Source organism: Pseudomonas sp. BF-R-19, assembly GCF_019956445.1.
GTDB classification, from domain to species: domain Bacteria; phylum Pseudomonadota; class Gammaproteobacteria; order Pseudomonadales; family Pseudomonadaceae; genus Aquipseudomonas; species Aquipseudomonas fluorescens_BH.
Genome location: NZ_JAHBDN010000106.1, coordinates 1 through 13,696, shown reverse-complemented (window position 1 = coordinate 13,696; position 13,696 = coordinate 1). Strand labels below are relative to the sequence as shown.

Sequence of the window (13,696 nt, the reverse complement as noted above, 5' to 3'; positions counted from 1 at the left end):
GGCGGGTACTGGGAAGCAAGAACTTCTTCCCTCAAGTCGGTATTGAAGAAGACGTTTCTGAAGTCATGGCCGCGTTTCTTGGCCAGTACTTCATCAGCAGTCCTGAACGCGACTTGCCAAGTGAGCTGATCGTCAATGTGGTCCACGATGACTTTCCAACACTGATCGCCGCCATCGACGAGTTGCGCGGTCGTGAACTGACCATCAGCCATCGCGTGCGGGGTACGCGGGCGCGCTGGCAGCAATTGGCGGTGACCAATGCCGAGCAGGCACTGAGTGCGCGCTTGGCGAATCGTCAGCACATTACGGCACGCTTCGATGCACTGGCCGAGGTGCTGCAGCTGGATGAGCCTCCTCAACGACTTGAGTGCTACGACATCAGTCACTCCAGTGGCGAGGCGACGGTGGCGTCCTGCGTGGTCTTCGGCCCCGAAGGCCCGATCAAGGCCGATTACCGCCGGTACAACATCGAGGGCGTTACGGCCGGCGATGATTACGCAGCGATGCATCAGGCGTTGACCCGACGCTTCAGCAAACTGAAGGACGGGGAGGGCAAGCTGCCGGATATCCTGCTGGTGGACGGCGGTAAAGGTCAGTTGTCCATGGCCCGCGATGTACTCGATGAATTGGCCGTGCCTGACCTGATTCTGCTGGGCGTGGCAAAGGGTGCGACGCGCAAGGCCGGTTTCGAAACCCTGTACCTGAACGACGCTGCACATGAGTTCACGTTGCGTGGCGATTCTCCCGCGTTGCATTTGATCCAGCAGATTCGCGACGAAGCCCACCGGTTTGCCATTACCGGGCACCGCGCCCGGCGTGGAAAAACCCGTCGGACGTCTACACTGGAAGGCGTCGCCGGCGTCGGACCCACACGTCGGCGTGATTTGTTGAAACATTTTGGTGGATTGCAGGAGCTGTCTCGTGCAAGCATCGAAGAAATTGCCAAAGCCCCCGGGATCAGTAAAAAGCTCGCAGAGTTGATTTATGCAAATCTGCACAGCGAGTAGAATGCCCCCTCACCTCGTAGCCAGTTGTGCCGATGAATATCCCTAATCTGATTACCGTTCTACGCGTCCTGCTCATACCAATCTTCATTTTGCTGTTCTACCTGCCTTACCAATGGAGTTACCTGGCCTCCGCCTCGGTCTTCGCATTCGCTGCAGCCACCGATTGGCTGGACGGGTACCTGGCCCGCCGTCTGGAACAAAGCACACCGTTCGGGGCTTTTCTCGATCCGGTTGCCGACAAGCTGATGGTGGCGGTTGCATTGGTACTGTTGGTCCAGGAACACGGAAACCTGTGGCTCACGCTACCAGCTGCCGTGATCATCGGTCGCGAGATTGTCGTCTCGGCACTGCGCGAATGGATGGCCGAACTGGGCGCTCGTGCCCACGTTGCCGTGTCGAACCTGGGCAAATGGAAAACCGCCGCGCAAATGCTGGCGCTGGTAATCCTGCTGGCCAATCCGAAGGATTTCAGTTTCTGGGTCTTGCTGGGCTACACCTTGCTGATGGTGTCGGCCGGCCTGACTTTGTGGTCGATGGTCCAGTACCTGCGGGCTGCCTGGCCACATCTGAAGACCGACGTTGAAAAGAAATAAAACTTTTTTGAATCAAAGGGTTGACGGGGCTTCTGGATTCTATAGAATGCGCCACACCAAGACGCGGGAATAGCTCAGTTGGTAGAGCACGACCTTGCCAAGGTCGGGGTCGCGAGTTCGAGTCTCGTTTCCCGCTCCAAGTTTGTACGCATTTGATGTCGCGCTACTGACAGCAGATGTTTTGAGGCCGAGTAGCAAAATGGTTATGCAGCGGATTGCAAATCCGCCTACGCCGGTTCGATTCCGACCTCGGCCTCCACTAATAAACAAGCTCCGTAGATCTATGATTTACGGAGCTTTTTTATTTGCAGTAGTCTGCAAGATTTAGTCTTGAAAAGGGCATTTGCGAACTTGCTTCACTGGGGCGGGATGTATATATTTCCACCTCTGCTGCACAAGCGTCAGAACTGCCAGATCGTTATTTGGCAAAACCTGGACGCTTCACCGCGCTACCGCCCGAATGGCGAAACTGGTAGACGCATGGGACTTAAAATCCCCCGCTCGTAAGGGCGTGCCGGTTCGATTCCGGCTTCGGGCACCACGAATATCAAGGGCTTGCGTGAGATACCTCATGCAGGCCCTTATTTCTTTGCACCGCAAAATCAAAAGCCTGCTCCGCAACTCACGACCGCTGGTCATTTTGTAGGCGTAACTTTCATGCCTTTGCGCATGCGAATGTAGTGCTCTGTCATGCTCACAGTGGTATGCCCTAGCTGATCACGCGCAGCCCGTATATTGCCCGTCGACTCTTCCTTATCCGTCGCTGCCTTTGCCCGCAAATCGCGCATTTGAAAGTCAGCTTTCGGAACGCCAGCAGCCTCCCGTGCATCATCAAACCGTTTCCTGAGCATACTTGTCGTCATCGGCTGCCCATTTTCCATAACAACCAGGCGCGTAGACCGAATCCTATAGCCAGCCTTGCGAGCCATAATCCGCTCAATCACAACCTTTAACTCACCGACAATCTCAATCCGCCGCTTCACACTGGTTTTTCCCTGCTGAACCGTAAGTTGCCCATTACGAACATCTCGCTCATCCATTTTTAACGTATCGGCGATGCGTTGAGCGGTGAGATAGAACAGGTCCAAGGCATCACGAAGTGGTTGCCCGGCGTGTGCATACACCTTTTGTAGCAAGTCATCCTCGACGTAAACATCCCGTCCAGACTCTTTGTTGCCTTTGATCCCCGAGCAGGGGTTGGCCAGGGCCGTGTAACCGCTCTGACGGGCGAAGTTCCAGATAGAGCTGAGCAGCGCCTTTTCGCGGTTTGCCCGCACGGTGGCGGTTTTTGAGCGATACCGCAAATACTGAACAACATGATGGGGCTCAATGGCCTCAAGCGGGGCGGGTGGATCGTTAAAGAAGTTCAGCAACTGTTTCAATTCCCGCGCGTTGTCCTTTTGCGTTGCCGAGGCCTTGGTCGGAACCACCTCCTTCATATAGAGATTGGCCACATATTCAAACGTCAGCACCGTCTGAGCCATTTCCACCGATACGCGAGTCTTTTCCAGCTTGGCGTATTCGAGGATGGCCTGGCCGTAATCGGAACCCAGCGGAATCTCCCTGCGTGGCGTTGACCCGGTGTCGTAATAGTAATAAACCCTGCCGCTACGTTGTTTGCGCTGCCTGAGGCGAGCAATGCTGTTTGGCTTTGTTGGCCTGCGTCCCATTTAAATCACCTTCCTGGGCTTCCAGCTGTCGGGCGCCTTTGCGTGGTGACTCTCGCGATCTGTCAGCGCAGCTGTCGTGACACAAGGCCAGCCATTGCGTTTGATCGTGTGCCGAATACCGTTTTGACACAAAACGGCCAACTGCCCCGATTTTGTCCGTGCAGCGGTCAGTTCGCAGACCTGATCGTGCGTTAAGAACTCAATGCTGCTCATAACTCACCTCCAAGGCGAAAGCGTCACGGTAGGCAATCTTTTCGTGGTTGCGCGGCAGCTGGGCCCCGGTGCCATCGTTGACCACCCGGGAATAGACATATCGGTGGCGGAGTGAGTGGCAAGAAGTAAACCAGTCAGACACGGTGTCACGCAGATATCCGGTGTATTTTGTGAAATCCTGGTGGGACGAGCAGTGGGTTTTGGCGATGCGGCGGATGAACGCCAAGCGTTCGTTAGCAGTCATCCTTTTTCCGGTGCTTCTGGGAGGTTTTATTCTCATTTTGGTTTCCAGGTAGCACCCTTGAAAACCAAGGGGCTCCGTCTCTAGTACCGAAGTGAAGAGGCAAAATAGCCGGACAAACCGGGTGTTAAACTTGAGTGCCGCCCTTTCAACTGGGGCGGTCACCCGTAATGAACTCTCACCTCCTCAAGTATTGACCAAGTCTTGATTTCCTGCCGAAATCTCCTCTGCAGGCCCCGGTTTTACTGGGTTTTCATCTTGCGCGAAGTTGTACGAGGTCCCTCGCTCTTAGGCTGCTTCGGCAAGCCATCGCAGCGATGGCCTGGAAAGGCTGTACCGTCCGCATCATATTGTCGGTGATGCGCTGCAAAACCAAAGGACGCTTGTTTTTTTGGGGGGAGGTACTGGCTGTGTTCGTCTCGCATCGGAGGAAACAAGCGGTAGTCGCCTTCCTGCATCCCACGCCTCTCGCAGGTTTGCTTAAGTTGCTGGTACTCAACTTGTTCGGCAGCTCCACCAATAACAGATCGCCCGGCTCGGACTTGTTGTAACGCAGTGCCAAGGAGTTGTAGATCAGGGTAGATGCATGGCATCGGGTGCCCCGAGTTGCAGGTTCTTGGATCAAGTTTTCGAAGGCTAGGCTGCCGGTTTTTTGTTGTTTTAATCACCATGCCATTAGCACTCCAGTTGGGTTTGGCGGTGATTTTCTTGTTAATAGTCAAGTTGGTATGCCCAAAAACTTTTTCTTGTGCGGTGTGTTAGTTGATACCACTTTAGAGCGGTCGCTGATTTCGCATTGTTGCGTAAAGCTCGCCAACTCTTGTGTGGGTATGTCATTTGTCAATGTACTGGATGTCAGTGTATTGCATAACTGTGAGGTGGTGGTTTGTTCTTGTGATTTATTGGTTGATTGAGTTTTATAAATTAATTATGTGCTGTTTGGTGTTTCTGGTGGGGGTGTGTGTTTTTAGTTTAGTGTGATGTTTTTTAAACTTGTGCTGAGTACCATAGGGTTTTTTGGTTGGTTAAATGTGGTGAGTGGGTCTGAGTACTCGAGCTAGAAAAAATAATCGTAAAAAGTCGTGGGTGGGGTATCTGTTGGTACGTCGAGTGCTTTATATAATGTATGCTGTGGTTAGTCTTTTAATGTATTTCTAATTAATCTAGTTTGTAGTGTTATATGTATTTCTTGCTGCTATTGGTTGTGCTTACATATTTGAAGGTCACACTCTTAGAAAAGGACGCGACACTAGATCGGGGAACTGCTCTTGTTCGTGCCTAGGACAGCAATCCGGATTGTCCATGAAAGGACTGCATTAATTGGTCCGTCCACGAAAAAATAACAGCGCCGCGTTCAGATAGTGACAGATATGACCCGTTCGTATATTGCGTCAATCGAGGTGCGGTTACTGACGAACACGGCCGCAAAGGAATGCGCCACTCTGGGCGAGATGATCGTCTAAGCATTGGTAGAGTCCACCAGTGTAAAGACGTTATGCAATCTCCAAATAGAGCCGGCCCCTGTGATAGCAGACGAAACCCTACCTAAGCCTCTCATATAAGTGGGTTAATTTCTTTGGGAGGCGCGCTATCGCAAAGTCTTAAACATATGTGGGAGGAAACCCATGGACATAGGCTATGCACGTACCTCAACGATCGAACAAGAGGCTGGTTTTGAGGCCCAGTTGCGAGAATTAGAACAATGCGGCTGTGAAAAGATATTTAGAGAGCAGGTGTCGTCCGTGGCCCAGCGCCTCCAGTTGGAAGCGGCCATTGAGTTTGCTCGCGTTGGAGATACCTTTGTGGTCACTAAGCTTGACCGGCTGGCCCGCTCGATTACCGATCTGCTGCAAACGCTGCACCGATTGGAGTTGAAGAAGGTTGAGGTCAAGATTCTCAATCTAGGGCTGGACACCAGCACGCCTACAGGCAAGTTAATCCTGACCGTGTTGGGGGGGATTGCCCAGTTTGAGCGGGAAATGATGCTGGAGCGGCAGCGCGAGGGGATCGACAAAGCGCAGAAGGCCGGAAAGTACAAGGGGCGTAAGCCAATCCACGAGGAGAAACGTGCGGCGATACTGCGCCTGGCGGGCGAGGGCGTGACTAAGGTCGATATTGCCAAGCAGCTTGGCGTCGGGCAGGCCACGGTTTACCGCGAACTAGCACTTTATCGTACCGCAACTCATGACCTGGTAAGCCGTCCCGTTCACTTCTGAACTATGAAGGCGTCAATTTGGATTTTTTTGCTCTGCTCAAGTTCCCCCACACTTATTGGAGGTCTAATGCCCCCTTTCAATCCCCTGGTCCGAGCGTATTTGAGGGTCTCCACTCCAGAGCAGGACGTTGAGCGAAGCCGGCAATTGCTCAAAGCATTTGCCGAGCAACATGGTCAGTTCATCGCCAGTTTTTACCTAGAAAACGAATCTGGTACGAAGCTGCACCGACCGGAACTGTTCCGCCTGCTGGATGACTCCCTGCCAGGCGACTTCCTCCTATGCGAGCAGGTGGATCGACTCAGTCGGCTGAATTACGCGGACTGGCAAACTCTGCGCGCGATTATTCAGGCGAAGGGGGTGCATATAATCGCTCTAGACTTACCCATCTCTCACCGGCTGATGGCAAGCGAGGAGGTCGATACTTTCACCCATCGAATGCTGTCAGCCTTGAACTTGATGATGCTTGATATACTTGCGGCAGTCGCGCGCAAGGACTATGACGATCGTCGGCGCCGTTCCTTGGAGGGGATTAAGAAGGCGCAGGCAGAGGGCAAGTACAAGGGGCGCAAGAGAAACACAGCTCTACATGCTCGAATCAAAATCTGTCTAGATGCAGGCATGTCGTACCGACAAGTCGCGATGGTTTGCGGCTGCTCCAAAACCACCGTGCAACATGCGAAGAGGCTTCGCACTCTAGAAGGTGAACTATGAACTCGATGTAACAAGCCTTAAGCCAAGCCTGAAGTACGAACGACACAACAGTCGAGTGAAAAGCCGACAGTTGGTCGAAGGTTAACGAATGCAATGCGCAGCGCTCTCCTTCACTGATGGAGACGCCCCTCCGGTTTGGCAAATACCTTGACCAGGTCGACATCTTCATCTTCATCTGCGCCACTGCCCACGCCCATCAGGCGTCCAGCCTCAAGGGTGCGATCGCTCTTTCCCTGACAATGCCGAGAGAGAAAAACCTCCTGTTTCTTCTTCTGTCTACTACGACCAGTAGAGCGAAAGCACGACGCATCGCCGCGGCTGTGGTGATTCCATTGCGCTTTGCAATGTCGTTCCGGGCTTCGTCGATCTCTTCCGACAAGTCAATAGTTTGCCTAGGCATGACACTAATCGGTACCAAGGGTTGTTGGCTTTAGTCTCCAGGGCGGGGATCAGTTCCGGTGTCGGGTTGAGTCAAGAGGGCGCATCAGGGTGAAAGCCTGCCTCAAGGCCGGCATGCCGATTCGCCGGGTGGCCGCGGTTTGCGAGTGCTCGAAAACCACGGTGCAGAAAATCAAGCAGGTGATGGATCAGGCGCTGGAGGCCGCCTGATCCAACTATGAACGGATCAAATGCCGTTTCCACCGGGGGCTCAAGATCCCCCTACCTTTGAAGGGATCAATCTGTCCGATTTTGGAGCCGGCAGGCCGTGGGGTGCCTGCCGAAGGCTCCCCTTTGTTCTCTATATATAAAAACTTTTTAATTATTTTTTTATAGACAAGAAGGTGAGCATCTTTTCGAGAGAATGATTCTCAACAGAAAAAGTTGACTTGAAAATCAACAAAAATCTAGTTGACTAGTTTAAAACCCAAACTAGATCACTAGTTTTCTAGTCAAATTTGGACCCCCCCTAAATCCCGTTTCCAAAATAACCCCTTTAGAATCATCAGGTAAGGTGTATTTTGCGGTTATAGCGCCCCCCCGAGTGCGAAGGTTTCCCTTATGGGCCAAAAAAGTCACTCAGAAATCGGTGCCAGTTTCCACTAAATACCTGCCCCTACCCACACGATTTTGCCCTGTCCGGTCCTTCCGCCGCCGGGAACCGCTATAGCCGCTCAATACTTCGCCCATACCTTCATTACTGCCTGACATTTCAGGCAACACCTATGAAGGCGACAAACCCCCCGTAGCAGCCAAGGCCACCGCCCCACGGCCCGGCTGTACCTGTCAGAAAGGAGAACGCCATGTGTTGGTCCTGTGATAGCGTCGGCTTCCCGCTCACCCGCTCACCCGCTAACCGCGCCGGCCCAGCCTGACCCGCGACCAGTCCACCGCCATCGAACTGGTGCTGGCCGAAGTCCACCCTGGCAACCTGGGCGCCATGCCGCCCAGCCCGCAGCACCTGCTGTGGAAAGCCCACCAATTGGGCCTGCTCGCCAGTGGCGAGTGGCTGATCCGCTAACCGCAAGGAGAACCGGCATGTCCACCACCCTGTGCTCCACGCATTCAACACCGGGCGCCAGTACACCGCCAAAGGTCAGCGCATTGCCTACATCGAGGTCACCCGTGATGCCGATGAGTTCGTGCCGATCTCGCAGGTGGTGTTCTACGACATGGACCGCCACATCGATAGCTAGATCCGGGTCTCCGTGCTAGCCGGGGACCGGCAGAGAACGGCCCAGAGTGTGTAAAAACGCTAGATCCCGTTTCGATTTTCAAGGCTGAGTGGCTGTCCGGCTTTGTAGCCTGATCAAGGCACGATGTCCCTTCCTGACGAGCTAAACCGCCCCAGCAACGCGCCAGATCATCGGGAGACGTAAAAACAGGCCGGTTTTTAGGCCGTTAGCGCCTTCATCAAGTGATGGGTACCGATGATTTTCATGACCCGTTTCAAGTTGTAGGCGAGCACATTCAAGCTCATCTCCGCGCTCACCCCAGCCAGCTTTCGCGTCAGGAAGTGCGTTGCACCCATCCATTGTTTGAGCGTCCCGAAGGGATGCTCAACAGTCCGTTTTCGGACTCGCATCATCTCGGGTGCTTTGCTCAGCCGAAGCTGCATCTCCTCCAATACGGCTTCATGCTCCCAGCGTCGAACTCGTCGTTCCGTGCTCGGTGTGCACTGCAATTTCAACGCGCAGCCCTGGCATTTCGAACTCCAGTAACGGTGCAACTTCAGGCCTTTTTCAACGTAGGAGTAGTGCCAGATCAGCGCCTCTCCAGCCGGGCAAATGTATTCGTTTTTTGCCGCGTCATAGACGAAGGCATCGTTATTGAAACGCCCGTCAGCCTTGGCTCCAGAGGTCATCGGTTTGGGCACATAGGCGGTGATGCCGGCATCGTGACAAGCCAGGATTTGTTCGCTTTTGAAATAACCTCGGTCCGCCACCACCGACAACGTTTCTGACGCTATCGCCTCGCGGGCCTGCTTGGCCATTGAACTGAGTTGATCGCGGTCGGAACCGACGTTGGTCACCTCATGTGCAACGATCAAATGGTGCTGAGTATCGACCGCTGTCTGCACGTTGTAGCCGACGATTCCTGTGCCGCGCGTCATCATGGAACGGGCGTCTGGATCGGTCAGTGAGACCTGTTTATCCGGCGATTCATTGAGCTGGATTTCGATCGCTTGAAGCTCCTTCATTTGAGTTTTGAGCTTGGCGATTTTCTCTTCCAGCCGCACGGCACTGGGCTCGGAAGCTGTGGGTTCTTGCCGATCGGCAGCATCGAGTGCCGCCAGGTAACGGTTGATACTCGATTCAATTTCTTCCATGCGCCGCTTCAGTTTGGCGCTGGTGAAATTGCGGTCGCGGTTGTTGACTGCTTTGAATTTACTGCCATCAATGGCGACCAGATTTTCTCCAAACAGTCCCAACTGCTGACACAGCACGACGAACTGGCGACAGACGCCTCGGATGGCCTTGCTGTTGTCTTTTCGGAAGTTGGCGATGGTCTTGAAATCGGGCATTAAACGCCCGGTCAACCACATCAGTTCGACGTTGCGTTGAGCTTCTCGCTCCAAACGTCGGCTCGACTGAATGCGGTTGAGATAGCCGTAGATGTAGATCTTCAGCAGGATCGCGGGGTGGTAAGCCGGCCGGCCAGTATCGGCTGGAATGGCACCTTCAAAACCCAGATTGACCAGGTCGAGTTCGTCGACGAAGACGTCGACTACACGCACCGGATTGGTATCGCTGACGTAGTCGTCGAGGCTCTCGGGAAGTAAGGTGCCTTGGCCTCGATGTTCACCTTGGATAAAGCGCTTCATGGGCGATCCCTGCGATGAAATCCTCAGAAATCATAGCAAGGGTTCGCGAAGGCGTTTTTACACACTCTGGGCCATTAGCGGACGCTCACAAGCGACCGCTAATGGCCCTAAGCGCACATTCTTACACCTGCATGAGGGCTGCGTACATTAAGTGCTCGCATTATCGGCGCAGCGCAGAGCAATGGCCCTGTCAGCGGGCCGCCTTGTGGCCTCTCATCCTTCTGTCCGGTGACGACCCCGCTAGATATCATACCGACTTATAGGTAAAGACGGATTAGTTTGAGCACGCGCTTGTCTTCTACGTGATGTTGCACATGGGTATTGGGATGTCGTTGTTGACCAAATTACCGTATGTAGCCATGGCATCAATATGATGCTTATAGATGCCAGCTAAATTAATACTGAAAAGTTTAATAAATTCGTTCCTCCCATTTGTTGCCAATATTCGCCAACTCAATTAGGCCATTTGAATGTGTCCATAGCATTAACCGAAGCCCGCGACCTCCACTGCTGACGTGCGTTCTCCAAGCTTTACGACCATCGCGCACTAACTGAACATTGGAGTTTTCAGAAGTATCAAACGTGTCTATTGAATTCTTGGGGTACCCCGCCAAGGCCCGAATGACGGTCTGAAAAACTAAACTACTGAAGGCGTGGGTGCCAGAGCATTCGTGCCCTAGTAGAGAACCTCGAAAATTCTCACCCAAAGTAAAGCATTGATCATCAAAACTTTTCGGATCATGCCCATTGGCTGCTAAAAACTGTACAACACCGAAATATAGTGAGCGTTTGAGTTCTGAATCATTTGCAGATTCCTGGTAGAGACTTTCAGCATTGACCCTCAGGATATAGTCAATCAAATTGTCCGAAATCGATATTTTGTGACTAATCTCTTTAGGCACTACAAACTGTCCTGGCACTACGCTGGTTATCGTCCCCGTAACAACTGCGTCTCGAGGAAAGTCAGGTAAGTGATGATGAAACACGATATGATCGTATCCAAATCCAGCGTTTTCAAGGCTCAGATCAACCATCAAGTTCGCAAGGTGCTCTTCTCTGTCCGCATCGCTATGAAGGTCAGGATCAACCTCTAACGAAACGTCCTGCCACTCGGCCAAAATTTCCTCATCCACTTTAAGCTGAGCAACATTATTTACTAAGTAAATTACTGTCTTGGTGATGTGATCCGCACCAAAACCAAAGTCATGTTTCGCAGGAAAATTTCGCTTAAACAGGTCAAAACTAGGATACATTCCTTTACTCTGGAGTTTGAGAAGTGCGTCGGGCTCAAGGAATACCGGTCGCCCCGCCTCGTGCTCGTCCCTAAGTTTTCTAAGGCCTGCGTAATAGTGCTGAATTTTATCCTGCGCGCAGAATGCGCTTGCGAGCAGATAATCAGCGCTGATCAGAATTCGCATCCCTGCGTTTCCTTGTAATAAGAGGTTTCAGCTTGGGTTGCGGCTTGTCACTGGGATTCTGTCTTTCATTGAATTCCTTACGCGCCGCGGCAACCAATATGTTTTCTACTTCCCGATCACTTTGATCGAAAAATTCGTCAGGCCAGTCCTGAATAACACCAAAACGATTGATCTCGACTTTTCGTATTGAGGAAGCTCCCTCATTTTTTTCTATGAAATAAATAGGCGATTCCTCGCCGAGGCGCTCTTGATTACCCTGAGCGATCCGGAGCCTCAACCTATTTATCATATACTCACTGTGGGTCTCTACCAAACACTGCCTGTTAAAACCGGAAATCGCTATGAAAAAATCACAGAGCTTTGACTGCACTTTCGGGTGCAGGTGCAACTCAGGCTGCTCAAGGATCAAAATATTGTCAGCATCTGCAAGCAAGCACATTACAAGGATTGGCAATATCTGACTCACTCCAACCCCGACATGCGTCAGATCTTGAGGATGATCTTTATCCGAAATATTGACTTTCAGCTCATACCCTAGTTTTCCCTTATCAATTGTTTGGATTTTTTTTACGACCCCCAAATAAGATAACCAGTCATGACAAGCATCTTGAAGTGACGCGGTTTTATTCGACCAGCTAAATTCCTGGTCTTCGCCTAGCTGTGGCTTAGGATATTTTATGAGTCGCTCTTTATTTGCATGAAGTACCGCAGCAGTATATTCACCTTTCAATCCTATATTTGTGCCAACCTCTTGATCCATGAATGGATAGACGGCAGAAGGCTCATTCCGGAGAGGCTTTAAATATTTGATACTCTTGGGGAACTCAACCCGCAACTGCTGGCTCGCGGGAGATAGCAACTTCAAATCGTACTCTTCGATACGCTGCTCTTTAACCTCAACAGAGTCATACCAGATTTCTTGAATTGCGGTGCGGTGTTTATCAACGAACTCTATCAAGGATTGCTGCTGAACTTCCTCTAGGCTGTCTAAAAACTCATACCATTCGCTAAGCTTGATTTTTTGCTCTAGAAAGACTTGGGGAAAGAGCTTATTGGTAAGTTTAAAATTCGCAGTGATAAAGTCCTCTTGAATGGAAGCGGGCACCTGATTTTTGTTGATTTTTTTTTGATCCGAGATGCTTACTCCGATACGCGCAAGGGAGCTTAGTAGAGTTGACTTTAACGCATCTCGCTCATCATCTATACGCTTGTTAACTTCCCTAAATATTTCAGGAGGAAGCTCAATAGGGGACGAGCTTCCAAACGAATGTCGTGCGAATAAATGGATATTCTTTCTGCACATAGCACTCACAATATATGCGGAAAGCTTTTTAGTATGATTGTACCTTACTAGCAGTTCACGTGGCAGCAAAGGCCCCTTGCATCCTAGCACTTCATGGTCAGGGTATTCTTTTTCTAAAGCCTCGCCATCCTTAGATTTTAAATCGACGATCTCATAATCGTAGCTATATGTGCGGACACCCTGTATTACTGGAACCTTCGCGGGCCTCAACTCTATATACTCTTCCAGCGCTGGATCATCTGGGGTATTTAGAATCCGCATTCTTAGGCTTTGTATTGGAGGGTGAAATATCTCCTCATCCCCTTTGGATTTTTTCTTTGCACCGAATTCCAAGTCAAGCTCAATTTTTTCGGGCGCATCATTAATGAGCCTTGAGCTATCATTATGCAATCTTACTTTAATCCGAGTCGTACTCGAATCGCTATAATTGGATCTAATATCATCATAAGCCCCCAAGCGAGCTAGGTGACCATTCAAAACTACAGAGTTGGAAGTCTGCCGCGCACTTAAAGTCTGACTAAGCAGCAACAGCGCTTGAAGTATAGAACTTTTCCCGCTGCTATTTGATCCACAGAACAGCGTAAGTCGGCCTAGTCCTATCTCGTCCGTTTCTATAAATGATTTTAAATTTGAAAGCTTCAATGTCTCGATCATAGTTTCCTATCCCTGAACGCCGCTGGTCGATTGAGCACGTAAAATCCTATACCTATCTGTCACTAATATATCCGACCCCATATATATTCGAAGCATAGAACCACGTCTGTATCGTCATATCATGGTGCCATGTATCGTTGGGTTGTTCACCACTTTTAGTCAAATTTTTGAACGATTGTCTATGCCAGCATCGGAGCCATCCGCGATACGGTTGCTGCTTTCGGCGTTAGCCCAATGAGCCCTTTTGGCGCCTCATACTGAGCTTATTGGCTGCAATGGGTCCAGGCTGTGTGAAAACGCACTGAGTACGTCGATAACGGAGAGTTGCGTGCGTTGCCTGCGAAACAGCAGACGGAAGCGCGAATTACCTTAGTCAGCTACATAGGTGTTCGTAAATGCGATTTGGGC

The 13,696-nt window shown here is 51.3% G+C and carries 12 protein-coding genes and 3 tRNA genes; 8 read left to right on the top strand and 7 right to left on the bottom strand.

The genetic code is table 11. The annotated features are described in order from the left end of the window. From KGB28_RS28945 to KGB28_RS28925, 5 genes are all read left to right on the top strand, one after another. Positions 1-1,007: excinuclease ABC subunit UvrC (locus KGB28_RS28945; RefSeq protein ID WP_223448934.1), on the top strand; the 1,007-nt coding region annotated here is incomplete at its 5' end. A gap of 32 nt (positions 1,008-1,039) precedes the next feature. After that, positions 1,040-1,600, top strand: coding sequence for a CDP-diacylglycerol--glycerol-3-phosphate 3-phosphatidyltransferase (gene pgsA / locus KGB28_RS28940; protein ID WP_007992985.1), 561 nt, complete (start codon positions 1,040-1,042; stop codon positions 1,598-1,600). Positions 1,601-1,663: 63 nt separating this feature from the next. Then, positions 1,664-1,739 (top strand) — tRNA-Gly (locus KGB28_RS28935). A gap of 46 nt (positions 1,740-1,785) precedes the next feature. Continuing rightward, positions 1,786-1,859: transfer RNA gene (locus KGB28_RS28930), tRNA-Cys, on the top strand. Between the two features lie 195 nt (positions 1,860-2,054). Next, positions 2,055-2,141: transfer RNA gene (locus KGB28_RS28925), tRNA-Leu, on the top strand. A 94-nt stretch (positions 2,142-2,235) separates the two neighbouring features. Here the strand turns inward: KGB28_RS28925 and xerC are convergent. The 4 genes from xerC to KGB28_RS28905 all read right to left on the bottom strand — a co-directional run bounded on the left by xerC (position 2,236) and on the right by KGB28_RS28905 (position 4,446). After that, complete coding sequence (gene xerC / locus KGB28_RS28920; RefSeq protein ID WP_223448933.1) at positions 2,236-3,270, bottom strand: tyrosine recombinase XerC; 1,035 nt, start codon at positions 3,268-3,270, stop codon at positions 2,236-2,238. Continuing rightward, the gene (locus KGB28_RS28915; protein ID WP_154863572.1) at positions 3,271-3,483 is read right to left on the bottom strand and encodes a DUF4224 domain-containing protein; all 213 of its coding nucleotides are present in this window, start codon (positions 3,481-3,483) and stop codon (positions 3,271-3,273) included. Further along, a complete protein-coding gene (locus KGB28_RS28910; protein WP_223448932.1) occupies positions 3,470-3,727 on the bottom strand; it encodes a hypothetical protein in 258 nt (85 codons plus the stop codon). Before KGB28_RS28910 ends, KGB28_RS28915 begins: the two co-directional genes overlap by 14 nt. A 239-nt stretch (positions 3,728-3,966) precedes the next feature. Next, positions 3,967-4,446, bottom strand: a complete 480-nt coding sequence (locus KGB28_RS28905; protein ID WP_223448931.1) for a hypothetical protein — start codon at positions 4,444-4,446, stop codon at positions 3,967-3,969. Between the two features lie 903 nt (positions 4,447-5,349). Here KGB28_RS28905 and KGB28_RS28900 point away from each other — a divergent pair. The 3 genes from KGB28_RS28900 to KGB28_RS28890 all read left to right on the top strand — a co-directional run bounded on the left by KGB28_RS28900 (position 5,350) and on the right by KGB28_RS28890 (position 8,285). Then, on the top strand, positions 5,350-5,940 hold the full coding sequence (locus KGB28_RS28900) for a recombinase family protein (protein WP_223448930.1): 591 nt from the start codon (positions 5,350-5,352) through the stop codon (positions 5,938-5,940). Between the two features lie 66 nt (positions 5,941-6,006). Further along, the gene (locus tag KGB28_RS28895; RefSeq protein ID WP_223448929.1) at positions 6,007-6,651 is read left to right on the top strand and encodes a recombinase family protein; all 645 of its coding nucleotides are present in this window, start codon (positions 6,007-6,009) and stop codon (positions 6,649-6,651) included. Positions 6,652-8,141: 1,490 nt separating this feature from the next. Further along, positions 8,142-8,285: a hypothetical protein gene (locus KGB28_RS28890; RefSeq protein WP_223448928.1), complete on the top strand. Its 144-nt coding sequence runs from the start codon at positions 8,142-8,144 to the stop codon at positions 8,283-8,285. A gap of 197 nt (positions 8,286-8,482) precedes the next feature. Here KGB28_RS28890 and KGB28_RS28885 read toward each other — a convergent pair whose 3' ends face one another. The 3 genes from KGB28_RS28885 to KGB28_RS28875 form a co-directional block, all read right to left on the bottom strand. Then, on the bottom strand, positions 8,483-9,913 hold the full coding sequence (locus KGB28_RS28885; protein ID WP_223448927.1) for an IS1182 family transposase: 1,431 nt from the start codon (positions 9,911-9,913) through the stop codon (positions 8,483-8,485). Positions 9,914-10,323: 410 nt separating this feature from the next. Next, positions 10,324-11,331, bottom strand: coding sequence for a hypothetical protein (locus tag KGB28_RS28880; RefSeq protein ID WP_223448926.1), 1,008 nt, complete (start codon positions 11,329-11,331; stop codon positions 10,324-10,326). Next, positions 11,309-13,288 carry a DUF3696 domain-containing protein gene (locus tag KGB28_RS28875; protein ID WP_223448925.1) on the bottom strand — a complete coding sequence of 660 codons (1,980 nt, stop codon included), beginning with the start codon at positions 13,286-13,288 and terminating at the stop codon, positions 11,309-11,311. The genes KGB28_RS28880 and KGB28_RS28875 overlap by 23 nt, the downstream gene beginning before the upstream one ends. Between the last annotated feature and the right edge of the window lie 408 nt (positions 13,289-13,696).

Coding starts and splice junctions, on each gene's coding strand:
- pgsA (WP_007992985.1), top strand. CDS start 1,040: ATGAATATCCCTAATCTGATTACCGTTCTACGCGTCCTGCTCATACCA.
- KGB28_RS28915 (WP_154863572.1), bottom strand. CDS start 3,483: ATGAGCAGCATTGAGTTCTTAACGCACGATCAGGTCTGCGAACTGACC.
- KGB28_RS28875 (WP_223448925.1), bottom strand. CDS start 13,288: ATGATCGAGACATTGAAGCTTTCAAATTTAAAATCATTTATAGAAACG.
- KGB28_RS28880 (WP_223448926.1), bottom strand. CDS start 11,331: ATGCGAATTCTGATCAGCGCTGATTATCTGCTCGCAAGCGCATTCTGC.
- xerC (WP_223448933.1), bottom strand. CDS start 3,270: ATGGGACGCAGGCCAACAAAGCCAAACAGCATTGCTCGCCTCAGGCAG.
- KGB28_RS28900 (WP_223448930.1), top strand. CDS start 5,350: ATGGACATAGGCTATGCACGTACCTCAACGATCGAACAAGAGGCTGGT.
- KGB28_RS28910 (WP_223448932.1), bottom strand. CDS start 3,727: ATGACTGCTAACGAACGCTTGGCGTTCATCCGCCGCATCGCCAAAACC.
- KGB28_RS28885 (WP_223448927.1), bottom strand. CDS start 9,913: ATGAAGCGCTTTATCCAAGGTGAACATCGAGGCCAAGGCACCTTACTT.
- KGB28_RS28895 (WP_223448929.1), top strand. CDS start 6,007: ATGCCCCCTTTCAATCCCCTGGTCCGAGCGTATTTGAGGGTCTCCACT.